Genomic DNA, 23,118 nt, shown 5'->3' on the forward strand with positions numbered 1-23,118 from the left:
TCTTCCGGTCCGGTCGGTGCGGCTGACTCGCCGGTGAATGGGCCTCATGACCACGGGGAGCCGCTTGACGTGTTTCACGGCCGTGATCCGCGCGGCCTGCGCCAAGGTCGTGCCCGGGTGCACCGTGATGGCGGGGGTGCTCATGAGTTCCTTCGCGGTCGCCCCGCCCGTATTTGCGACATCGGACAGGTGCTGCCGCTCCTCGGAGAGGTTCATGTCTCGTTCGTGGAACTCCTCCTTGAGCAGCAGGTCGGCCTCGGAGACGACGCCGATGACACGTCCCTCGCCTTCCAGGACCGGCAGGGCGCTGACCTCCCACTGGTCCATGGTCCGGGCGATTTCCTTCAACGGCGCGTCCCGCCCGACGGCCACCACCGTCAGGGTCATCACATCGCTCACGATGCGCGGAGTCTCAGGTATCTCGCTGTGCTTCATCACTGGCTCCCTCTCGCGGGCGGAGTTCCTCCCAGGGAGTCGAAGCCCCTGAGGGCTGGTCCGTATGTCGCGGTGGGCCCCGTGCGGTGCGACGGTGTTCATAGGCGCGGCTCTCAGTGGCCGAGAGGGAAGGCGGTGGGGACCATGGATCTCCCGCTGGTCGTGGGCGTCGATGGATCGGACTCCAGCCTGCAGGCGGTGGACTGGGCGGTGGACGAGGCGGCCCGCCATGGGCTTCACCTGCGCCTGGTCTATGCCTCCCGGTGGGAGCGTTACGAGGGCGCCCGCCCCTCCTTCGGCACCGATCGTCCCGCCGAAGAGGTCATGGCGGAGCACATCGTCGCGTCCAGCGCGGAACGCGCCAGGCTTCGCGATCCCGAGGTGAAGGTCTCGGGCGAGGTGTTCCCCGACGACGCCGTGTCCGCGCTGCTGCACGCGGGGCCTGAGGCATTCGCCCTGGTCACGGGCTCCCGTGGCCGTGGCGAACTCGCCGGGATGCTGCTGGGGTCGGTGAGCCTCACGGTGGCGGCTCGTGCTGTGTGCCCGGTCATCGTGGTCCGTGGCGCGGAGCAGAACCTGCGGGGCGCCTTCGGACGGGTGGTGGTCGGGGTCGGCGACTCGACAGAGGGCTCGGGCGCCGTACGCTTCGCCTTCGGCGAGGCCGGGGCACGCGGCTGTGCTGTCGAGGCCGTGCGGGCCTGGCGCGGTCCGGCCCATGAGCATGTGGACCACCCCCTGCTCGCCGACGACGCCGCGCGTGCCCACGAGGAACGGGCTTCGGTCAACCTCACGGACGCACTGCGGGGGGTCGTACGGGATCACCCCGACGTCGATGTACACCGCCGGCCGGTCGAAGGGCCCGCCCACAAGGTCCTCCTGGCCGCGTCCGCCCGCGCCGACCTGGTGATCGTCGGCGCCCCGCGGCGGCACGGGCACTTCGGTCTGCAGCTCGGCAGGGTCGCGCACGTCCTGCTGCACCACTCCGAGTGCCCGGTCGCCGTGGTCCCCCAGCGAGCCTGAGGTCCGGTGCCGGGCCCTGCGCCTGTTCGGTCTCGTGGAGGGAGGTGGAGGGCGGGGGAGGGAGAGGGAGTGACCGGGGGTACGGCGATTCGGCGCGCTGCGGCGTTGCCGTCCGTTTAGGCTCCGGGAGCAAGGCCCGGTCGGATGGCAGAAGCCGGGCCTCGGTCGCCTGGGCCGCCGCGCGGAACAGGGCCGTGGGGCGAGGCGAGCCGGAGACGTGCATGGAGTGGTTGGTCTCGCTGGCCGGTGCCGGCCTGGTCATGGCCGCCCTGCGGGACTTGTTCCACACGCTCTGGCACCCGACCCGCCACGGTGGTCTGAGTCGCCTCGTCATGTCGGCGCTGTGGAGACTGGCCCGGCATCTGCGTGCGCGCGGGCGTGTGGTCGGGCTCGTCGGACCGCTCGCCATGGTGACGGTGGTCAGCCTGTGGGCGGGCACGATCATCATGGGCTGGGCCATCGTCTACTGGCCCCATATGCCGGCGGCGTTCAGCTTCGCGCTCGGTTCCAGGGCCGCGGAGCAGCCGGCGCTGCTCGACTCCCTCTACCTGTCACTCGTGACGGTCGCCACGCTGGGTTTGGGCGACATCTCGCCCGCCGAAGGCTGGCTCCGCCTGGTCTCGCCGCTGGAAGCCCTGGTCGGTTTCGCCCTCCTGACGGCCTCCGTCTCCTGGGTGCTGGAGATCTACCCGGCGCTGACTCGCAGAAGGGTCCTGGCGATCCGATTGGCGCTCATCCAACGCTCGGCCCCGACCGACGACCAGCTCGACTGCACCATGGGCGCGGTGCTGCTGGAGAGTCTGGCCGCCGAGGTGGCCCGCGTGCGGATCGACTTCACGCAGTACGCCGAGGCCTACTACTTCCATGACGGTGAGGACCATTCGTCCCTGGCGGCCACGATCGGCTACGCCGCCGACCTCGCCCAGCACGGACGAGCGGCCCGACAGCCCGATGTGCGATTGGCCGGCGATCTGCTCGCCGGCGCCCTGGAAGACCTCGCCGCCATCCTCGACGAGCGCTTTCTCCACACCGGCGGAACACCGACGCACGTCTTCGCCGCGTACGCGGCCGACCACGGCCGAAGCCTCGCGCAGTCCTGACGGCGGCTGCTCCGATGCCGTGCCGGGGCACCCTCAGTCACCCGACAGCAGCCCGGTCCCCATCCTGCGGGACGGCGGTCATGGCGTTGCCACCCGTAACGCGGTGACCTTGCGATCGCCCCGGTGGGGCACGTGTCGACGCAGCCGACGCACGCGACGCGGTCCTTGCCCACGTCCAGGGCGCGGAACACGTTGATCGAGGTGAAGTCGTTGCTGGTCGCCGAGCCTTCCCCTCCCCGGAGTTGCAGCCGGTGGCCCACCGGGCACCGGAGTTCGGCAGCCACATCACGCAGCCCTGCCGACGGGCGGACATGCTTCTATCAGCGACCTTCCGGTGCCGCCAGGACCGGTGGCAGCACCCCCGCACCGTGCAGCCGGCCGACGCTGTCGGGCACGCTTTCCCCTTCGTCCTGGTCACCGGCCTCCTCGCCGTGTACGCCGGGGCGGCAGACCTCCTCCTGCATGACAGGCCCGGCCGAGCCCTGCCGGCCGGCCCCCTGCTCGCTCGCACCATGGCGGACCCTGCACACGGCCGCCACGGTGCGACTGGCTTCGCTCTACGCCGTGGCCTTCGGCGGGTTCGTCGCCTCCAGCGTCTGCCTGCCCACCCACCTCACGAGCGCCGCCGCCCTGCGCACCGCGGGCTTCGTCGTCCTGGCCGTCATGTCCTGGGCGCCGTCTACGGAGCCGCGGACGATTGCACATGGGGACATGTGCTGCTGGCGGCCACCACGGCCGCCACCACGGCGTTCACCGCAACGACCGTGCGGCAGTCAAGACCGCTGAGCCGATGTCAGCGCCGCATCGCCTCCAGGGCCTTCACCAGCACATGCGGATCACGGTGCCCCTTGTAGACCTCGGGCGGCTGCCGATCGAGGCCGAGGAGTCCGGCGACAGCGGTCCAGGCGCTGCGTACCGAGTACTCGACGGTGAAGGCCACGTCGTCGGGCACCTCGGTGAACTGGCCGATGAACGCGAGGTTCACCGACCCCTTGGGCACGACCTGCGGCCGGTCACCGTGCCGGCGGACCAGGAACTGGCTGGTGACGTACGGCATCACGCAGGGCACGACGGTGGAGGTGGCCAGCACCCGCTCGCTGACCTCCTCGTCGAACCGCAGGTGGTGCAGCACCTCTTGGAGGATCTCCGCGCCGGAGCACTCGGTCATGGGCTTGTCGACGTGGTTGCCCGGCCTGCCGGGGAGCAGACCGTAGCCCCACCACGCGAAGACGCCGTCGGGCTGGTCCCGGTAGACCGGCTGATGGTCGGCGACGATGGTGAGGAGCCAGTTGGAGGCGGTGAAGGTCATCAGGCCGCCCTTGCCGGTCTCCCGGCCGCTGAACCGCTCCAGGGCGTCGAGGAAGGCCGGGTCCTCGGCGGTGACGGTGAACGACTCGAACTGGGAGTCCTTGACGTTCTTGTCGAAGACGGTCGGATCGCCGAAGTCGTCGCGTCCCCGCGCCAGCCGGTACCAGAGCAGCCACGCGTCCGAGCGCCGGGGACGCGGCGGAGGCGGGGCGGTGTGTGAGCCGACGGTGGAGGCGTCGGTCATGGAGCCGTTGGTGACGAGGACGAGGTCCTCAGGGGCCACCTGGATCCGCTCCTCGCGGTCGTCGCGGGCGAGGAGGATGCGCTCGACCGTCGTACCCGGACCCGTCGCGAGAACCAGGTCCCGCACCCGGCAGCCGGTGTGGACGGTCACACCCCGTTCCCGCAGCCAGCTCTCCAGCGGACGGACGATCGAGTCGTACTGGTTGTAGCGGGTCCGCTGGATCCCGGACATCGAGGCGAAGGCCGGGAAGAGGTGGAGGAAGCGCCTGAGGTACCGGCGGAACTCGATCGCGCTGTGCCACGGCTGGAAAGCGAACGTGGTGCACCACATGTACCAGAAGTTCGTGGTGAAGAAGTGCTCGCCGAAGCAGTCCCTGATGCGCTTCCCGTCGAGCAGCGCTTCGGGGGTCGCCAGACACCTGGCCAAGTGCAGCCGGTCGTGCTCGCTGAATCCCATCGAGCGCACGTCGGCGATGTTCCCGTCCGCGTCGATGAGCCGTGCCGCGTCGTCCCAGCCCGAGTCCTCGTACGCGTCGAGGATGTCCTGGGTCACCGACACCGACGGGTCGTCGGGAGAGGGGATGCCGGAGAGCAGGTCGTAGGTGCAGCGGAACTCGGCCTCGAACATCCGCCCGCCGCGCATGGTGTAGCCGGTCTCCGGCGTGCCCCCGGCGTCCAGGCTGCCGCCCGTCTGCCCGTGTTCCTCGAAGAGGTGGATGTCGGTCCCCTCGAACCCGCCCTCACGGATCAGGAACGCGGCCGCGGCCATGGCCGCGATGCCGCTCCCCACCAGATACGCCTTCGCCATCACCCGTCTCCTCGCTGCGGTGGCTCCCTGATCGGGAACTGCGGTCCCCACGGTTCCCTGTGGCCGTGACGGGCGTCAGTGGGCCGTTCGGCACCCGGTCCGGGCCGACGGGCCTGCGTCGATCGCGGGCGAGGCGTCACGCGCGGCCGTCCGCCATGGGTGTGCGGCGGCGGGGAGCCGTTGGGCCCAGGGAAGGGCCCGGAGTGTGGGCCGTTCGGCCCCATCAGCGGGTCCGTACGGCGCTGTTTCGCCCGTGGGTCCGCCCGCGATGGTGTCTTCCACGGGCCGGCACCCTCGATGGCCGGTCCGGCCAACTCCCCTGCCGACCCCGGCTCCCGGGGTGCGCGCGACCCCGTACCCGAGGAGGCCCGCCGTGGACCTGGCACTGGCTCAGGAGACCGTGGCCCGATGGCAGTTCGGCATCACGACCGTCTACCACTTCCTGTTCGTCCCGCTCACCATCAGCCTGGCCTTCCTCATCGCCGGGCTGCAGACCGCCTGGGTACGGACGGGCAAGGACAAGTACTTCAAGGCCACCCGGTTCTGGGGCAAGCTCTTCCTGATCAACATCGCGATGGGTGTGGCCACCGGCATCGTGCAGGAGTTCCAGTTCGGCATGAACTGGTCCGACTACTCGCGCTTCGTCGGCGACGTCTTCGGCGCCCCGCTCGCCATGGAGGCGCTGCTCGCGTTCTTCTTCGAGTCCACCTTCATCGGGCTGTGGATCTTCGGCTGGGACAAGCTCCCCCGGAAGATCCACCTGGCCTGTATCTGGCTGGTGGCGATCGGCACCTTCCTTTCGGCGTACTTCATCCTGGCCGCCAACTCCTGGATGCAGCACCCGGTCGGGTACGAGATCAACGACGCCACCGGCCGCGCCGAACTCAACGACATCGCGGCCGTGCTGTTCCAGGAGACCACCCTGGTCGTCGTCTTCCACACCCTCACCGCGGCCTTCCTCACCGGCGGCGCCTTCATCGTCGGCATCGCGGCCTTCCAACTGCGCCGCGCCGCCAAGGCCACTGAGCAGGCCACCGAGCCGGACACCTCGGGCCGGATCGCCACCATGCGCACCTCCCTGCGCCTCGGCCTGGTCACGGTCGTCATCGCCGGTCTCGCCACGGCCATCAGCGGCGATGTGCTCGGCAAGGTGATGTACGAGCAGCAGCCCATGAAGATGGCCGCCGCCGAAGCCCTCTGGGAGACCGAGGAGTCGGCTCCCTTCTCCCTCTTCGCGTACGGCGACGTCGCCGAGGGCCGCAACACCGTCGAGGTCGAGATCCCCGGCCTGCTGTCGTACCTCGCCAAGGGCAACTTCGACGACGCCGTCCCCGGCATCAGCTCCATCGAGGCCCTGCAGAGGGCGGAGTACGGCGATCTGGCCGAGGACTACAAGCCCAGCATCCCCGTCACGTACTGGTCGTTCCGCTGGATGATCGGCTTCGGCATGGCCTCCTTCGCCATCGGGCTCGCCGGGCTGTGGCTGACCCGGAAGAAGCGGTGGCTGGCCGACGGCAAGCGGCGCGGCGAGGACGAGGTGCCGCTGTTGATGCTCACCCCGAACCGGGAGCTGGGTCCGGCGCTGAACACCTGGGCCTGGCGGCTGGCCGTCCTCACCATGGGCTTCCCGCTCGTCGCCAACTCCTTCGGCTGGATCTTCACCGAGATGGGCCGCCAGCCGTGGACCGTGTACGGGCTGATGACCACCGCCGACGCGGTCTCGCCCGGCGTCTCCGTCGCCGAGCAGATCACGTCTCTGAGCATCTTCACCGCCCTGTACGCCGTCCTGGCCGTCGTCGAAGTGCGGCTGCTCGTGAAGTACGCCAAGGCGGGTCCCGTCGACGAACAGCCTCCCCCGGAGGTGACCTCGCTGCGCGGCCCCTCCTCCGACGGGGACACCGACCGCCCGATGATCTTCGCCTACTGAGCCCTTGATCCACTGACACTGTTCGGAGAGACACGGCCATGGAACTGCACGACGTCTGGTTCGCGCTGATCGCCGTCCTGTGGATCGGCTACTTCTTCCTTGAGGGCTTCGACTTCGGGGTCGGCATCCTCACCAAGCTGCTGGCCCGCGGCGAAGCCGAACGCCGGGTGCTGATCAACACGGTCGGCCCGGTCTGGGACGGCAACGAGGTCTGGCTGCTCACCGCCGGCGGCGCCACCTTCGCCGCGTTCCCGGCCTGGTACGCCACCCTGTTCAGCGGCTTCTACCTGCCGCTGCTCGCCATCCTGGTCTGCCTGATCGTCCGGGTCGTCGCCTTCGAGTACCGGGGCAAGCGCGAGGACACGCGGTGGAAGCGCAACTGGGAACACGTGATGTTCTGGAGCTCGCTGCTGCCCGCGTTCCTGTGGGGCGTGGCCTTCGCCAACATCGTCCGGGGCGTGGAGATCGACGCCGAGGGCGAGTACGCCGGTACCGTCCTGGATCTGCTGAACCCGTACGCCGTTCTCGGCGGGCTTGTCACGCTCGCTCTGTTCACCTTCCACGGTTCGGTGTTCGTGGTCCTCAAGACCCGGGGCGACATCCGCGACCGGGCCCGGTCCCTGGCCGGCCGGGCAGGGCTCGCCACCGCCGGGCTCGCGCTGGTCTTCCTGCTGTGGACCCAGGGCAGCGGCGGCAACGTGCGCAGCCTCGTCGCGCTGGTCCTCACCGTGGGCGCGCTGCTCGGTGCGCTCGCCGCCAACCGACGGGCGCGTGAGGGCTGGGCGTTCGCCCTGTCCGGGGTCACCGTCGCCGGGTCCGTGGCGATGCTCTTCCTCGCGCTGTACCCGGACGTCATGCCGTCCAGCCTCGACACGGCGTGGAGCCTGACGGTGAGCAACGCCTCGTCGTCGGCGTACACCCTCAAGGTCATGACCTGGGTGGCGGCGATCATGACGCCCGTCGTCCTGCTCTACCAGAGCTGGACGTACTGGGTGTTCCGCAAGCGCATCGGTGTCGAACACATCCCGGCCGCCTGACATCCCCGCAGTCGCGCCCGTCTCCGAGCCTGAAAGGCCCACGCGATGAAGCCCGTTGACCCGCGGCTGCTCCACTACGCCCGCGCCACCCGCCTCTTCCTCGCCGCTTCGGTGGCCCTCGGCACGATCGGCGCCGCGCTGCTCGTCGTCCAGGCGGCGATCATCGCCGAGGTGGTGGTCGGAGCCTTCGAGGACGGCCGGGGCCTGGTCTCCCTGCGGGGCGCCCTGCTCCTGCTGATCGCCGTCTCGGCCGGGCGGGCGGCGGTCGCCTGGCTCACGGAGACCGCCGCGCACCGCGCCTCCGCGGCCGTGAAGTCGGAACTGCGCGGACGTCTGCTGGATCACGCGACCGCGCTCGGCCCGGACTTCGTGACCGCGCAGCGCACCGGCGAACTCACCACACTGGCGACGCGAGGGGTGGACGCCCTCGACGACTACTTCGGGCGGTACGTGCCGCAGTTGGCCCTCTCGGTCGTCGTCCCGGTCGTCGTCCTGGCCAGGATCGTGACCGCCGACTGGCTCTCGGCGGCGATCATCGCGGCCACCCTGCCGCTGATCCCGCTGTTCATGGTGCTCATCGGACTGGCCACCCAGCGGCAGACGGACCGTCAGTGGCGGACCCTGTCCCGTCTCTCCCACCACTTCCTGGACGTGGTGGCGGGCCTGCCCACGCTGAAGGTCTTCGGGCGGGCCAGGGCGCAGGCGGCGGCGATCCGGCGGATCACCGACGAGTACCGCCGGGCGACCCTGCGCACCCTGCGGATCGCCTTCGTCTCCTCCTTCGCCCTGGAACTGCTGTCCACGCTGTCCGTGGCCCTCGTCGCCGTGAGCATCGGACTGCGGATGGTCGAGGGCGGGCTCGATCTGTACACCGGGCTGCTCGTGCTGGTCCTGGCGCCGGAGGCGTACGCCCCGATCCGTGCGGTGGGTGTGCACTACCACGCCAGCGTGGAAGGCCTCACGGCCGCCGGGAAGATCTTCGACGTACTGGAGACCCCGCGCCCCCGGCGTGGCGACGCCGGTGTTCCGGACCTCGCGACCACTCCCATCACCCTCGGCGGGCTGACCGTCACCTACCCCGGTCGCCCCACGCCCGCCGTCGAGGATCTGAATCTGACGATCCGGCCCGGCGAGACGGTGGCCCTCACCGGCCCCTCCGGTGCCGGCAAGACGAGCGTCCTGTCGGTGCTGCTCGGCTTCACCGCCCCGGCGTCCGGCACGGTGACCGTCGGCGACCGCGACCTGGCCGACATCGACCCCGAGCAGTGGCACCGCCAGATCGCCTGGGTCCCGCAGCACCCGCACCTCATCGCCGGAACCGTCGCCGACAACGTCCGGCTCACCATGCCCGAGGCCACCGACGCCGACGTACGACGGGCGCTGCGCGAGGCCCACGCCCCCGACATCCCGGACGACCTCGTCCTCGGCGAGAACGGCACCGGCCTCTCCGCCGGACAACGCCAACGCGTCGCCCTCGCGCGTGTCTTCCTCACCGGCCACCCCCTCGTCCTGCTCGACGAACCGACCGCCCACCTGGACGCCGAGACCGAGTCGGCGATCGCCGACGCCGTCCGCCGCCTGTCCGCCACCCGCACGGTGATCCTGACCTCCCACCGACCCGCCCTGTCGGCCCTCGCCGACCGGTGCGTCGAGCTGCGCACTCCGGCCACCGAAGCCGCCGGCCGGCCCCGCGGTGCGACCGCCCGTGCGGACGAGTCGGCCACCACCGGGGAGCGCCATGACCGCGCGGCCCGGTCCGCGACGCAGCACACACCGGAGACCGGGCTCGCCCTCGGCACGGCCACGAGTCCCCCACTGCGCCGGCTGGTGCGGATGGCGGTCACGGGCCGGATACGGAGTCGGCTCGCCTTGGCCGTGCTGCTGGGTGCGCTCGCGCTCGGGTGTGCCGTCGCGCTCATGGGGACGTCGGGCTGGCTGATCTCGCGTGCCTCGCAGCAGCCGCCGGTGCTGCGGCTGATGGTGGCCGTGACCTGCGTACGCGCCTTCGGCATCGGGCGCAGTGTGCTGCGGTACGCCGAGCGGCTCGTGGCCCATGACGCCGTGCTGCGGGGCCTCGGCAGCCTCAGGGCGGTCGTCTGCACCCGGTTGGAGAGGCTGGCCCCGGGCGGGCTGCGGCTGTACCGGAAGGGGGATCTCCTCTCCCGGTTCGTCACCGACGTCGACTCCGTGCAGGACTACCTGCTGCGCTTCCGGCTCCCCGCCACCGCCGCGGCCCTGGTCGGCACGGCGGCCTCCGTGCTGGTGGGCCTGGTGCTGCCCGCCGCCGGCATGATGCTCGCCGGCGGTCTGCTGCTGGCCGGCGCGGGCGTACCGCTGCTGACCGCGGCGGCCTCACGCCGGACCGAACGACGCCAGGCCCCGGCCCGCGGCGAGCTGGCCACCGCCGTCCTCGACGCCCTGTCCGGCACCGCCGAACTCACGGTGACCGGAGCGCTGCCCCGGCACCTGGCCGCCGTGCGAGCCGCGGACCGGCGGCTGACCCGGATCGCCGCCCGTTCGGCCGTCACCGCGGGACTCGGCTCGGGACTGGTCACCCTGGTCGCGGGGCTGACGACCACCGCCTGCGCGGCCGTGGGCGTGCAGGCCGTGGCCGCCGGACGGCTGGATGGCGTGATGCTCGCCGTACTGCTCCTCACACCGCTCGCCGCCTTCGAGGCGGTGGCCGGGCTACCCGTCGCCGCGCAGGTCCGGCAGCGCAGCCGTCGCGCCGCGGAGCGGGTCCTCGATGTCGTCGACGCCCCCGCACCGGTCCTGGAGCCCGAGCGGCCGGCCCCGCTCCCCCAGCCGTCCCTCCCCCTCCGGCTGCGCGGACTGACCGCCAGGTGGCCCGGCCGCGGCGAACCGGCGCTCACCGGAATCGACCTGGACCTCGCCCCCGGGCGCCGGATCGCGATCGTCGGCCCGAGCGGCTCCGGCAAGACCACCCTGGCCCACGTACTGCTGCGGTTCCTCGACCCGGAGACCGGTGCCTACACGCTCGCGGGCGCCGACGCGACGGCCCTGTCCGGGGAGGACGTACGGCGCGTGGTGGGCCTGTGCGCCCAGGACGCCTACGTCTTCGACAGCTCCCTGCGCGAGAACCTCCGCCTCGCCCGCCCCGACAGCACCGACCAGAACTTGTGGACGGCACTGGCGGGCGCCCGGCTCGACGCATGGGTACGGTCGCTGCCCGGCGGCCTCGACACCCCGGTCGGTGAGCACGGCGCACGGCTCTCCGGTGGCCAGCGTCAACGCCTCGCCTTGGCCCGCGCGTTGCTCGCCGACTTCCCCGTCCTCGTCCTCGACGAACCCGCCGAGCACCTCGACCTGCCCACCGCAGACGCTCTCACAGCGGATCTGCTCGCGGCCACGCGGGGACGCGCGACCGTACTGATCACCCACCGGCTGGCCGGCCTGGAGGACGTCGACGAGATCCTCGCCCTCGACCACGGCCGTGTGGTGCAGCGCGGCACCTGGGCGGAACTCATCGCCGTGCCGGGCCCGTTGCGGTCGACCGCGGAGAGGGAGCGGACGGTCGAACCGGTCCGAGCGGCGGCCTGAGAGCCGTCCCCGCCCTCTCCCGGGGAGGGCCGCCGACGGTCGAGGTGGGTAGGCGGATGCCCGCTGAGCACGGCGACGGCCCGGCCGACAGGACATCCGCCGGCCGGGCCGTGCGCCCATGAGGCTGAAGGCGACGCTCACGCCACGGACGTGTCCTGTGCTCCGCCGCCGCGCCATGGCGGAGCCTCCGCCTTGCGGCCTGCGGACCAGGCGTGCGCGGCCCTCTCCGTCCGCCTGCGGAGTCGGTCCCGGAGCCGGTCACGGCCGTGCGGCCGCCGACTTGGATATCCTTCGCGATCCGCACCGTCCCGGTGACGGCGGGCAGCCCTGCCCTGTTCAGGACGGCATCGGTCTTCTGGCGCGCGTACGCCAGGGTCTCCTCGTCCACCTCGCCCTCGGCGCGGAGTCGCACCGCCGGGGTGACCTGGGGACCGCTCTCGTCGATGGTCGTCACGGGTTCCCCCCGTCGCCGGTCCTGAGACGCCGCCGCACGGCGGTGATCCCTGTCCAGCAGGCAGAATCCCGCATGTCGCCGCCGTTCCGGCGCCCCGCACGAAGAGGGGCCGAACGGCCCCACCACGTCGGGCGCATCGGTCCCCGCAGCCGACGGGGACGGGGGCCGGACGGCACCGCGGAGGGCTCCCGCAGACCCTGTCCGGCATCTGCTCGCGGGACGAACATCGACTGCAGAGACCGTCCGCGACCAGCTGCGGACGGCGTCGCGAGCGATCCGGAGGCAGTAATGGCGACCGTGGCCCCGACAGGCGTGGCAACCACCGAGGACATGCCGGAGGCGTGGCGTGGCTTCGCCGGGGGGCGCTGGCGCGACCGCATCGACGTGCGCGACTTCATCCAGGCCAACTACACGCCGTACGAAGGCGATTCCGCGTTCCTCGTGGGGCCCACGGGCCGTACCCGCGCCGTCTGGGAGAAGGTCAGCGCACTGTTCCCGGAGGAGCGCGCGAAGGGCATCCACGACGCCGACACCGCCACCCCGTCGACGATCACCTCTCACGCCCCTGGCTACATCGACCGCGGGCGCGAGCTGATCGTCGGCCTGCAGACCGACGCCCCGCTGAAGCGCGCGATCATGCCCAACGGCGGCCTGCGGATGGTGGAGAGCGGCCTCGCGGCCTACGGCTACCAGCCCGACCCGTTCGTGACCAAGGTCTTCGGGACGTACCGCAAGACCCACAACGACGGCGTCTTCGACGCCTACACCCCCGAGATGCGCGCCGCCCGCCGCGCCGGGATCATCACCGGCCTGCCGGACGCCTACGGCCGCGGCCGGATCATCGGCGACTACCGACGCGTCGCGCTGTACGGCGCCGACCGGCTGATCGAGGCCAAGCGCGCCGAGCGGGCCCTGCTGGACGCACGGCCCTCCAGCCCTGACGTCATCCGCGACCGCGAGGAACTCGCCGAGCAGATCAAGGCGCTGGGTGAGCTCACGCGGATGGCGGCCTCGTACGGCTGCGACGTCTCCCGCCCCGCCGCCACCGCGCACGAGGCCGTGCAGTGGCTCTACCTCGGTTTCCTGGCAGCGGTGAAGGAGCAGAACGGCGCCGCGATGTCGCTGGGCCGCACGTCCACCTTCCTGGATGTCTACCTCCAGCGCGACCTGGACGAGGGGGTCATCGACGAGACCCGCGCCCAGGAACTGATCGACGACTTCGTCATCAAGCTGCGGATCGTACGGTTCCTGCGCACGCCCGAGTACGACGCCCTCTTCTCCGGCGACCCGACCTGGGTCACGGAGTCCATCGGCGGTATCGGCACCGACGGACGCCCGCTGGTCACCCGGACCTCCTTCCGCTTCCTGCAGACCCTCTACAACCTCGGCCCGGCGCCCGAGCCGAACCTGACCGTGCTGTGGTCGCCGCAACTGCCCTCCGGCTTCAAGGAGTTCTGCGCCCAGGTATCCATCGACACCAGCGCCGTCCAGTACGAGTCCGACGACCTGATGCGCCCGTGCACCGGCGACGACACCGCGATCGCCTGCTGCGTGTCCGCGATGGCCGTGGGCAAGCAGATGCAGTTCTTCGGGGCGCGGGTCAACCTCGCCAAGGCCCTGCTGTACGCGGTCAACGGCGGCCGGGACGAGATGACCGGCGACCAGATCACCCCCGAAATGCCCCGTCTGAGCGGCGAGTACCTGGACTACGACGAGTTGTCGGCGGCGTACGACCGCGTCCTGGACTGGCTGGCCGAGACATACGTCAACGCCCTCAACGTCATCCACTACATGCACGACAAGTACGCCTACGAGCGCATCGAGATGGCCCTCCACGACCACCCCGTGCACCGGTTCATGGCGTGCGGCATCGCCGGTCTGTCGGTCGCCGCCGACAGCCTGTCCGCCGTGAAGTACGCCCGGGTGAAGGTGATCCGGGACGCGACCGGGCTGGCCGTCGACTTCCGGACGGAAGGCGAGTTCCCGGCGTACGGCAACAACGACGACCGCGCCGACTCGCTCGCCGTCGACCTGGTGGAGTCCTTCATGGCGAAGGTGCGCGAGCAACCCACCTACCGGGACGCCGAACACACCCAGTCGGTGCTGACCATCACCTCGAACGTCGTCTACGGCAAGCACACCGGCAACACCCCCGACGGCCGCCGTGCCGGCCAGCCCTTCGCACCCGGCGCCAACCCGATGAACGGCCGCGACCGGCACGGAGTGGCCGCCTCGGCCATGTCGGTGGCCAAGCTGCCGTACGAGCAGGCCCGCGACGGCATCTCGTTGACGAACACCGTCACCCCGGAGGGCCTGGGGCACGTCCCCGAGGAGCGTGCGGGCAACCTGGCCGGCATCCTCGACGCCTACATGGCCTCCGGCGGCTTCCACATGAACGTCAACGTGCTGCATCGGGCCGTGCTGGAAGACGCCATGGAACACCCGGAGAAGTACCCGGAGTTGACGATCCGGGTCTCCGGGTACGCGGTCAACTTCGTCCGCCTGACCCGCGAGCAGCAGCTCGACGTGATCAGCCGTACCTTCCACGGATCGCTGTGAAGGAGCAGGCCGTGAAGGTCGTGACGACCGGCCGGATCCACTCCTGGGACCTGTCCACCGGCGTGGACGGTCCCGGGACCCGGTTCGTCCTCTTCCTCAGCGGCTGCCCACTGCGCTGCCTGTACTGCGCCAACCCGGACACCTGGCACATGCGCGACGGCCGGGAGGTCACGGTGGATGAGGTGATGGCGGAGATCGAGAAGTACCGGGGCTTCGTCACCACGGCCCGAGGAGGGGTGACCCTCACGGGCGGGGAAGCGCTCCTTCAGCCCGCCTTCACCGCGGCGGTCCTGCGCCGCTGCAAGGAAGCCGGGCTGCACACCGCCCTCGACACCTCCGGCTTCCTCGGCGCCCGCGCCACGGACGGCCTCCTCGCCGACACCGACCTGGTGCTCCTGGACATCAAGTCCTTCGACGTCGACACCTACCGCAAGCTGACCGGCGGCGAACTCACCCCCACCTTGAACTTCGCCACCCGCCTGGACCGGCTCGGCATCCCGATGTGGATCCGCTACGTCCTGGTCCCCGGCTGGACCGACGACCCGGCGGCCGTGGACGGACTCGCCGCCTTCCTGGCCGGGCTGAGCAGCGTCGACCGCGTGGACGTCCTGCCCTTCCACAAGCTCGGCACCCACAAGTACGACGCCCTCGGCATCGACTTCCCGCTGCGCGACACACCCGTACCCGACCTGGAGATGGTCGACCGGGTACGCGAGCGGTTCCGGGAGCACGGGCTGCGGGCTCTGTGAAGCGGCAACGCGCACCCGGCCAGGGAAAGATCTCCGCGGTCAGCGAGCAGCCCGGTCCCGATACCCCGATCCGGGTCTTCCTGCACGATCTGCTGGACGACGAGCCGGACATCAGTAGCTGGCCTGTCTCGGCGGTCAGCGGAAGGAGGATGAGCCGGACGGGCCGCCCGGTCTGACCGACCGGGAGCGGCACGACCACGGGCCGCGCTCGCTGGGAAGTCGGGCCGAACGGGCCCTGGAAAGGGCACAGCGGCCCCTGCTCACCAGGCCGTTGCCGCACGAAGCTGCAAGTGAGCAGCCGGCCGGATCCCGCACAGGAGGTGCGCACCATGCTTCGGCACGTCACCGCAGGAGTCGACGGATCGGCGGAGAGTCTGGCAGCGGCCCACTGGGCGGCCCGGGAGGCCCTGCGCCGGGGAGTCTCGCTGAGGATCGCGCACGCATGGCAGTGGCACCCGCACCCGGCCGCCTCCGTTCCCATGGACAGGACCCAGCGCGAGTGGGCCGAGGAGACCCTGGACCGGACGGCGGCCGGCGTCCGTGCCGCGCACCCGGGGCTGCGAGTCGTCGACCAACTGGTGTCCGACTCCCCGACCGCCGCCGTTCTCGCGGCGGCCGGGGACGCGGAGTTGCTGGTACTCGGCTCCCGCGGCCTCAGCGGTGTCGCGGGGTTCGTGCTCGGCTCGGTGTCCCAGCGGGTCGTCGCCAGGTCCTCACTTCCCGTGGTGCTCGTACGTGCCGGCGAGACCGCCGCCGGCGAGCACCTGCCGGCAGCGGACGGCATGTCGCCGGAGGAGATACCCGCGTCTCCGTACCGTGACGTCGTCCTCGGGCTGGACCCGCGACGCCCCTGCGACGAACTGATCGAGTTCGCCTTCGCGTCCGCCCGACGCTGCGGCGCCCCACTGCACGTGGTCCACGCGTTCCGCACCGCCGCGGCCGACGGCCCCGAGGGCCGTCTGGATCCGGCGTCCGGCCCTGAACTGCTCGCGGCGCATGAACGCACCGTCGTCGCGTCCCTCCGTCAATGGTGCGAGAAGTTCCCCGAGGTCTCCGTGACCGAGACCGTCGCCGAAGGGCGGGCAGCGACCGAACTGGTGCGCGCGTCGACCGGGGCCGCTCTGGTCGTCGTAGGGCGGCGCACACGGAACAGCCCCCTCGGTACCCACATCGGGCCTGTCACCCACGCGGTGCTGCACCACGTCGGCTGCCCCGTCGCCGTCGTACCGCACGCCTGAGGAAACGGCTCCCGCTGGCCCGCACGGTGACCGCGGACGGCGCGAAACCCAGTGTGCGCAGCAGCCCCAAGGGCCGGGCGGGTCCCTGGCGTTGGGACCAATGGGTCCGGCAGGGGACCTGTGGCCGCTCACCTTGATCGGGTCCGGGCAGAAGGATCGTTCATGGAACCACCTTCCGCACCGCCCCGCACCAGGGAGCACAGGCATGTCCAGGACCCCACAGAGCGAAGCAGAACCCGCTCCCCCAGCGGCACTCGGCCGGCGCTCATCGCGCTGGTCGGCCTCTGGATCCCCGCCGCGATCAACCTCACCGGCGTACGCAACACCGGCGCCTTCCAGGTGATCACCACCGTGCTGAAGTTCATCCCGCTGATCTTCATGGCCACGATCGGGCTGCTGTTCATCGACCCGGACAACTTCGGCGCCTTCAACGCCAGCGGCCAGTCGGCACTGGGCGCGATCTCAGCCGCGGCGGCGATCGCTCTGTTCAGCTACCTCGGGCTTGAGGCCGCGTCGGTGGTCGCCGGACGGGTTCGCGAGCCGCGGCGCAACGTGCCGCGCGCCACGGTGTACGGCACCCTCGCCTGCGCCGTGATCTACATCCTGGGCACCCTCGCGGTCTTCGGCACCGTCTCGCACGGCGAACTCGGCTCCTCCACCGCGCCGTTCACCGACGCCGCCAACAACATCGTCGGCGGCACCTGGGCCGGCGACGCCATCGCCGTGGCCGCCATCGTCTCCGGCATCGGCGCCCTCAACGGCTGGACGATGCTCTGCGCGGAGATGCCGTACGCCGCCGCCCGCGACGGGCTGTTCCCCGCGGCCTTCGCGAAGCTGCGCGGGGACAACGGCGTTCCGGTCTTCGGCATCGTCGCCTCGACCGTGCTCGCCTCGCTGATCACGGTGTTCAGCTACACGCGCTTCGAGGACGTCTTCACCAAGATCGTGCTGCTGAGCGTCCTCACCGCCGTGATCCCGTACCTGTTCTCCGCCGCCGCCCAGCTGTACTGGCTGCTCGTCCGCGGCCGGGACAGCCTCAGCCCCCGGCAGCTGACCCGGGACGTCACCGTCGCCGCGCTCGCGATGGCCTTCTCGTACTGGTCGATCCAGGGCAGCGGCTACCAGACCGTCTACTACGGCCTGTTCGTGCTGCTGCTCGGGCTGCCGGTCTACATGTGGCTGAAGCGTGACCGCGGTGAGTACGGCGAGACGGAGGGGTACGGCGCGACGGGCGCCGCGGAGCCCAAGGCCGACCGCGAGGAGCGGGCGCCGGAGACTTCGGCACCCGCACGGCGGAACTCCCGTGAGCTGCGCGCGGATCGAACCCGGCGTTCGCGCAAGAACCTCCCCCGCCGCCACGACTGACCGCCCCGCACGGCCCACCGCACGCGCCTCGGCTGGGAGCTGCTCGACTCCTTCGCCTGAACGAGTCCGAGGTCACCGACGAGGTGTTCTTCCTCGTCCGCCTCGATCGTCTTCGACCCGGCGGAGAACCGGCTGCACACCGTCAAGGCCGTGCTCGTCGCCACTCTGGAGGACTGAACCATGCGCATCGTCATCGCCCTCGGCGGCAACGCTCTCCTCCGCCGGGGTGAGCGCCCCGACGCCGCCGTCCAGCGGTCGAACATCGAACGGGTCGCCACCGCGATCGCCGCCCTCGCCCACGAACACGACATCGTCGTCACCCATGGCAACGGGCCGCAGATCGGGCTGCTCGCCGTCGAGAGCGCTGCCGACCCCACCCTGAGCGCCCCCTACCCGCTGGACCTGCTCGGCGCCCAGACCCAGGGCATGATCGGCTCCCTGCTGGTGCAGACCCTGCGCAACGCCCTGCCGGGACACCGGATCGCCGCCCTGGTCACCCACACCCTCGTACGCGCCGACGACCCGGCCTTCAGCAGGCCCACCAAGTTCGTCGGCCAGGTGTATCCACGAGACGCGGCACGCAAGCTCGCCCGCAGGCGCGGCTGGCGCATCACCCACGACGCCACCGGCTGGCGCCGCGTCGTCCCTTCCCCGTCGCCGGAGCGCATCGTGGAGACCGACACGATCCACGATCTGCTCGAAACCGGCACACTCGTGATCTGCGCCGGCGGCGGAGGCGTCCCCGTGACCGCCGACGCCGACACCGGCGCTCTCAACGGGGTGGAGGCCGTGATCGACAAGGACCTCACCGCGGCCCTGCTCGCCGAGGACCTCAGGGCCGACTTCCTGCTCATCCTCACCGACGTCCCGAACATCTACGCCGGCTACGGCACCCCCGACCAGCGACCCGTCCTCGACGCCACCCCCGCCGGCCTGCGCCGCGGCGGCTTCCCCGACGGCTCGATGGGGCCCAAGACTGAAGCCGCCGCCCGGTTCGTCGAACGCACCGGGGGCCTCGCCGCGATCGGCGCCCTCGACGCGGCGTACGAGATCGTCCACGGCAGGTCGGGCACGCTCGTCCGCCCTGACCTACCCGTTGGATGAGTTCCGCAGGCCGAGTGGGCCCCGGTCAAGGGCCGGCCGTGGTGAGCCGGATGCCGGTGATCAGGTCCGGGCGGATACGGACCGCGTAGTCCATGGTCTGCTGCACCCAGGGGTGCAGCATCGCCTGGTAGCGGGCCAGCTCGTGCGGGTCGGTCACCAGGTCGGCATAGCCGGTGACCACCACGCTCCAACCGAGGTGTGTCTCCGGGTCGATGGCGTCCGCCTCGTAGGCCACGACCACGCCCGGGCCGCCGGCCTGCCGGGTGTGCCGGGTCAGGGCGGCTCCCTCGTGGGTGCGGATGACGATGTCACCGCCGTCCAGAACGTGGTTGACCGGGCGGACGGTCGGCAAGGCGTGCCGGGTGAAGACGATCCGGCCCAGGGACACGCTGCCCAGCAGGCGCAGGGCCTCATCACGGTCGAGCTTGACGCTCCGGCGGGGCCCGGTCGGCACAGTATGAGCGTTGTCGATGGTCATGGCGGACTTCCGTGCGGCTCGGTCACTCACTGCCACTGCTGTGCGCCTCCGGTCTCGCACAGTGCGCGTCGTCCCTTCCGGACGCGAGCGGCTCCCGACCCTGGGCACTCGGCGAAGGCCGACACGCCGGGGGTCGGGGTCGATCAGGCCATTCCAACGGCGCCCGCTCCCTCACACCAGGGCCGTTCGGCCCTCATTCCACGTCCGGCCGACCGCATCTCACCTGCTGTCGCTGTCCTCGATGTCCGGCAGAGCCGCCCGGCCCGCCTCCAACCGCGCGATGGGCACGCGGAACGGGGAGCAGGAGACGTAGTCCAAGCCCGCCCCGTGGAAGAAGTGCACCGACTCCGGGTCTCCGCCGTGCTCGCCGCAGACTCCGATCTTCAGGTCGGGCCGTGCGGCGCGGCCCTCGGTCACGGCGATCTCCACCAGCCGGCCGACACCTTCGCGGTCGATCGTCTCGAACGGGGAGACCTTGAAGATGCCCTTGTCGAGGTAGGCGGAGAAGAACGCCGCCTCGACATCGTCACGTGAGAAGCCCCAGGTGGTCTGCGTGAGGTCGTTGGTTCCGAAGGAGAAGAACGCGGCCTCCCGCGCGATCCGGCCGGCCGTCAGCGCGGCCCTGGGCAGCTCGATCATCGTGCCTACCGGGCAGTCGACGCTGACGCCGGTCTCCCGGGAGACCTCGGCCAGAACCCGCTCCACTTCCGCGCGGACGATGTGGAGTTCCTCGACCGCGTCGATGAGCGGCACCATGATCTCGGCCTTGGGGTCCCCACCCGCCCGCTTGCGCTCCGCGACCGCTTCGGCGATGGCCCGTACCTGCATGGCGACCAGTCCCGGGACCACCAGGCCCAGGCGTACGCCACGCAGGCCGAGCATCGGGTTCTCCTCGTGCATCCGGTTCACGGCCTCCAGCAGCTCCGCGTCGTGCGGGTCCGGCGCGTCGCCGTGCGCCTGGGTGCTGGCAACGCGCACCGCGAGTTCGGTGCGGTCCGGCAGGAACTCGTGCAGGGGCGGGTCGAGGAGCCGGATCGTCACCGGCAGGCCGTCCATCGCGGCGAGGATCTCGATGAAGTCCTGCCGCTGGAGCGGCAGCAGGCCGTCCAGGGCCCGGTCTCGCTCGGCGTCCGTGCGGGCCAGGATCATCGCCTCGACCAGCTTCCGGCGCTCGCCCAGGAACATGTGCTCGGTGCGGCACAGCCCGATGCCCTCGGCGCCGAACCGGCGGGCGCGAGCGGCGTCCTCGGGGGTGTCCGCGTTGGCCCGCACGCCCAGTCGCCGTACGGAGTCGGCCTGCCGCATGGCGCGGGCCACGGACTCGACCAGCCCGGCCGACTCCTCACCCTTCTCGAAGTACCGCATCACCGCCGAGTCGACCAGCGGCAGCGAGCCGATATGGACGGCGCCCTGCGAGCCGTCGACGGAGATGACGGTGCCCTCCTCGACGGTGACGCCGTTGGCGGTGAACCGTCGCGCGGCGGGGTCGACGGCGAGTTCCTCGGCACCGCAGACGCACACCTTGCCCATGCCGCGGGCGACGACGGCCGCGTGACTGGTCTTGCCGCCACGGCTGGTCAGTACCGCCTGGGCGGCGACCATGCCGGGCAGGTCGTCGGGGTTGGTCTCCTGACGTACGAGGACGACCTTCTCCCCCGCCGCGGCCCGCCGCACCGCCTCCGCGGAGTCGAAGACCGCGGCCCCCACGGCTGCCCCCGGCGAGGCCGGAAGGCCGTGCGCCAGGGGGGCACCGGCATCCGAGGTGTCGAAGCGGGGGAACATCAGCCGGGCGAGCCCTTCGCCGTTCACCCGGGCCAGCGCCTGGGCGGGGCTGATCAGGCCCTCGTCGACCAGTTCGGCGGCGATGGCGAACGCGGCCTCCGCTGTCCGCTTGCCGATCCGGGTCTGGAGCATCCACAACCTGCCGCGCTCGATGGTGAACTCGATGTCGCACAGGTCGCGGTAGTGGTTCTCCAAGGTCCGCATGTGCCCGCACAGCTGCCGGTACGACTCCGGGTCGAGCCGCTGAAGCTCGTCGAGGGAAACGGTGTTGCGGATACCGGCGACGACGTCCTCGCCCTGCGCGTTCGACAGATAGTCCCCGTAGCTGCCGGGCTGTCCGGTGGCCGGGTCGCGGGTGAAGGCGACGCCGCTGCCGGAGTCGGCGCCCAGGTTGCCGAAGACCATGGTCTGGACGTTGACGGCGGTGCCGAGGTCGTCCGGGATGTGCTCGCGCCTGCGGTAGACGCGGGCGCGCTCGCCGTTCCACGACTCGAAGACGGAGTGAACCGCCCGGCGCAGCTGCTCGGCCGGGTCCTGCGGGAAGTCCTCGCCGGTCTCCTGGCGGATCAGCCCCCGGTAGACGTCGACCAGTTCAGCGAGATCGGCCGCTCCCAGGTGCAGGTCGTCCGACGCGTTGCGCGTCTTCTTGAGGGTGTCGAGGGCGTTCTCGAAGAGCGCTCCGTCGACCCCCATCACCGTACTGCCGAACATCTGGACGAGTCGGCGGTACGAGTCCCAGGCGAAGCGCTCCTGCCCGGAGACCTTGGCCAGGCCCTGCACGGACTCGTCGTTCAGGCCGATGTCCAGGATCGTGTCCATCATGCCGGGCATGGAGAACCGCGCCCCGGAGCGCACGGACAGCAGCAGCGGATCGTCGGGCTGCCCGAGCCGACGACCGGCGGCCCGTTCCAGGGCGGCCAGGTGCTCGGCGATCTCCCGCGCGAGGCCGCCGGGCTCGGTGCCGGAGGCCAGGAAGGCCCGGCATGCCTCGGTGGTGACGGTGAAACCGGGCGGGACAGGCAGGCCCATCCGGGTCATCTCGGCGAGGTTGGCGCCCTTGCCGCCGAGGAGGCCGGCCATGTCCCGGCTGCCTTCGGCGAAGTCGTACACGTATTGGGGCATGGCCTGAATTCCTGTTCTCTCGTCTTCTCTGACCTTGTCGTGCGTCGTGCCTCGTGCGCGTGATGCGTAGTGCGTTCCTTGCCCGGGTCAGTCACGTCCTGGTATTCCGTGCGCCGGAGGGCGGGCGTCCGACGCGCCCGGAAACAGACTCGGTCGGGTGCTGCTGCTCGGGGACGGTCCCGGACGTCCCGGGCCCGCGGTCCGGTCGTCCCTCAGTCGTGGGGTACGACGGCGACGGGCGCGGGGGCGTGGTGGATCACGCCGTGGGTGACGGGGCCGATGCGCATGCCGAGGGAGGGCCGGTGCGTCCTGCGGCCGACGACCACGAGTGCGGCGTTCCGGGCGGCCTGGAGGACCACTTGCCCGGCGGTCGCGAGGTCGGTCCTGTGGACCACCTCGACCTGCGGATAGCGCTCCTGCCACGGCGCAAGGGCTTCCAGCAGCTCCTTCTCGACCCGGGCCTCCACACTGCCGTCCTCGTCGCCCGTGACCACAGCCCTGTAAGCGAACACCGGTGGACGGCTCCAGGCGTGCACGACGCGCAGTGTGGCCCCACGGGCGGCTGCGGCGGTGAAGGCGAACTCCAGCAGTTCCTCGGCGGGTTGGTCCCGGTCCTGGATTCCGACGACCACCTCGCCGCCGTCTTCGCCGGCCGCCTCGGCGCCCTCAGCGGCCCGGTGCTCTTCCGCGCGTACGAGCACCACGGGGATGGACGCCCGGGCCAGCACATGCTGTCCGACCGACCCGAGGAGGAAACCGGAGACAGCGCCGTGCCCACGCGAGCCCAGCACCAGCATCTCGGCGTCCTCCGCACTCTCCAGCAGCGCC

At 71.2% G+C, this 23,118-nt stretch carries 16 protein-coding genes and 2 pseudogenes; 11 read left to right on the forward strand and 7 right to left on the reverse strand.

Annotated elements, in window-relative coordinates; translation table 11 throughout:
- Positions 1-48 precede the first annotated feature (48 nt).
- Positions 49-420, reverse strand: a pseudogene (locus GFH49_RS13375) (CBS domain-containing protein); the annotation flags it as partial.
- 159 nt (positions 421-579) lie between these two features.
- On the opposite strand from GFH49_RS13375, the gene GFH49_RS13380 reads away from it, so the two are divergent.
- Entirely contained in the window at positions 580-1,455 is an 876-nt protein-coding gene (locus GFH49_RS13380; protein WP_155056078.1) for a universal stress protein, read from the forward strand.
- Between the two features lie 221 nt (positions 1,456-1,676).
- Positions 1,677-2,555, forward strand: a complete 879-nt coding sequence (locus GFH49_RS13385) for a potassium channel family protein (protein ID WP_155056079.1) — start codon at positions 1,677-1,679, stop codon at positions 2,553-2,555.
- A 320-nt stretch (positions 2,556-2,875) separates the two neighbouring features.
- On the opposite strand, the gene GFH49_RS13390 is transcribed toward GFH49_RS13385, so the two are convergent.
- The 3 genes from GFH49_RS13390 to GFH49_RS13400 all read right to left on the reverse strand — a co-directional run bounded on the left by GFH49_RS13390 (position 2,876) and on the right by GFH49_RS13400 (position 4,914).
- Positions 2,876-3,085 carry a hypothetical protein gene (locus tag GFH49_RS13390; RefSeq protein ID WP_155056080.1) on the reverse strand — a complete coding sequence of 70 codons (210 nt, stop codon included), beginning with the start codon at positions 3,083-3,085 and terminating at the stop codon, positions 2,876-2,878.
- Positions 3,086-3,112: 27 nt separating this feature from the next.
- On the reverse strand, positions 3,113-3,268 hold the full coding sequence (locus GFH49_RS13395; RefSeq protein ID WP_155056081.1) for a hypothetical protein: 156 nt from the start codon (positions 3,266-3,268) through the stop codon (positions 3,113-3,115).
- 80 nt (positions 3,269-3,348) lie between these two features.
- The gene (locus GFH49_RS13400) at positions 3,349-4,914 is read right to left on the reverse strand and encodes an oleate hydratase (protein ID WP_155056082.1); all 1,566 of its coding nucleotides are present in this window, start codon (positions 4,912-4,914) and stop codon (positions 3,349-3,351) included.
- A 373-nt stretch (positions 4,915-5,287) separates the two neighbouring features.
- On the opposite strand from GFH49_RS13400, the gene GFH49_RS13405 reads away from it, so the two are divergent.
- From GFH49_RS13405 to GFH49_RS13445, 9 genes and pseudogenes are all read left to right on the forward strand, one after another.
- Positions 5,288-6,841, forward strand: a complete 1,554-nt coding sequence (locus tag GFH49_RS13405; RefSeq protein WP_155056083.1) for a cytochrome ubiquinol oxidase subunit I — start codon at positions 5,288-5,290, stop codon at positions 6,839-6,841.
- 38 nt (positions 6,842-6,879) lie between these two features.
- Positions 6,880-7,878 carry a cytochrome d ubiquinol oxidase subunit II gene (gene cydB, locus GFH49_RS13410; RefSeq protein ID WP_155056084.1) on the forward strand — a complete coding sequence of 333 codons (999 nt, stop codon included), beginning with the start codon at positions 6,880-6,882 and terminating at the stop codon, positions 7,876-7,878.
- 45 nt (positions 7,879-7,923) lie between these two features.
- A complete protein-coding gene (gene cydD / locus GFH49_RS13415; RefSeq protein ID WP_155056085.1) occupies positions 7,924-11,439 on the forward strand; it encodes a thiol reductant ABC exporter subunit CydD in 3,516 nt (1,171 codons plus the stop codon).
- Positions 11,440-12,181: 742 nt separating this feature from the next.
- On the forward strand, positions 12,182-14,452 hold the full coding sequence (gene pflB / locus GFH49_RS13420) for a formate C-acetyltransferase (protein ID WP_196217966.1): 2,271 nt from the start codon (positions 12,182-12,184) through the stop codon (positions 14,450-14,452).
- An 11-nt stretch (positions 14,453-14,463) separates the two neighbouring features.
- The gene (gene pflA, locus GFH49_RS13425; RefSeq protein WP_155056086.1) at positions 14,464-15,201 is read left to right on the forward strand and encodes a pyruvate formate-lyase-activating protein; all 738 of its coding nucleotides are present in this window, start codon (positions 14,464-14,466) and stop codon (positions 15,199-15,201) included.
- A gap of 329 nt (positions 15,202-15,530) precedes the next feature.
- A complete protein-coding gene (locus GFH49_RS13430) occupies positions 15,531-16,439 on the forward strand; it encodes a universal stress protein (RefSeq protein ID WP_155056103.1) in 909 nt (302 codons plus the stop codon).
- A gap of 162 nt (positions 16,440-16,601) precedes the next feature.
- On the forward strand, positions 16,602-17,804 hold the full coding sequence (locus tag GFH49_RS13435) for an APC family permease (protein WP_230396271.1): 1,203 nt from the start codon (positions 16,602-16,604) through the stop codon (positions 17,802-17,804).
- Positions 17,805-17,822: 18 nt separating this feature from the next.
- Positions 17,823-17,981 (forward strand): annotated as a pseudogene (locus GFH49_RS41475) (ornithine carbamoyltransferase); the annotation flags it as partial.
- Between the two features lie 3 nt (positions 17,982-17,984).
- The gene (locus tag GFH49_RS13445; protein WP_155056087.1) at positions 17,985-18,908 is read left to right on the forward strand and encodes a carbamate kinase; all 924 of its coding nucleotides are present in this window, start codon (positions 17,985-17,987) and stop codon (positions 18,906-18,908) included.
- 25 nt (positions 18,909-18,933) lie between these two features.
- Here the strand turns inward: GFH49_RS13445 and GFH49_RS13450 are convergent, their stop codons facing one another.
- The 3 genes from GFH49_RS13450 to GFH49_RS13460 form a co-directional block, all read right to left on the reverse strand.
- Complete coding sequence (locus GFH49_RS13450; protein ID WP_196217967.1) at positions 18,934-19,386, reverse strand: pyridoxamine 5'-phosphate oxidase family protein; 453 nt, start codon at positions 19,384-19,386, stop codon at positions 18,934-18,936.
- Between the two features lie 219 nt (positions 19,387-19,605).
- Positions 19,606-22,290 (reverse strand): pyruvate, phosphate dikinase, encoded by a 2,685-nt coding sequence (ppdK, locus tag GFH49_RS13455; RefSeq protein ID WP_155056089.1) that lies wholly within the window; start codon positions 22,288-22,290, stop codon positions 19,606-19,608.
- A 212-nt stretch (positions 22,291-22,502) separates the two neighbouring features.
- On the reverse strand, positions 22,503-23,118 hold a 616-nt coding region (locus tag GFH49_RS13460; RefSeq protein WP_196217968.1), incomplete at its 5' end, for a universal stress protein.

The sequence above is a fragment of the Streptomyces blattellae genome (genome assembly GCF_009709555.1).
Classification (GTDB): Bacteria; Actinomycetota; Actinomycetes; order Streptomycetales; family Streptomycetaceae; genus Streptomyces; species Streptomyces blattellae.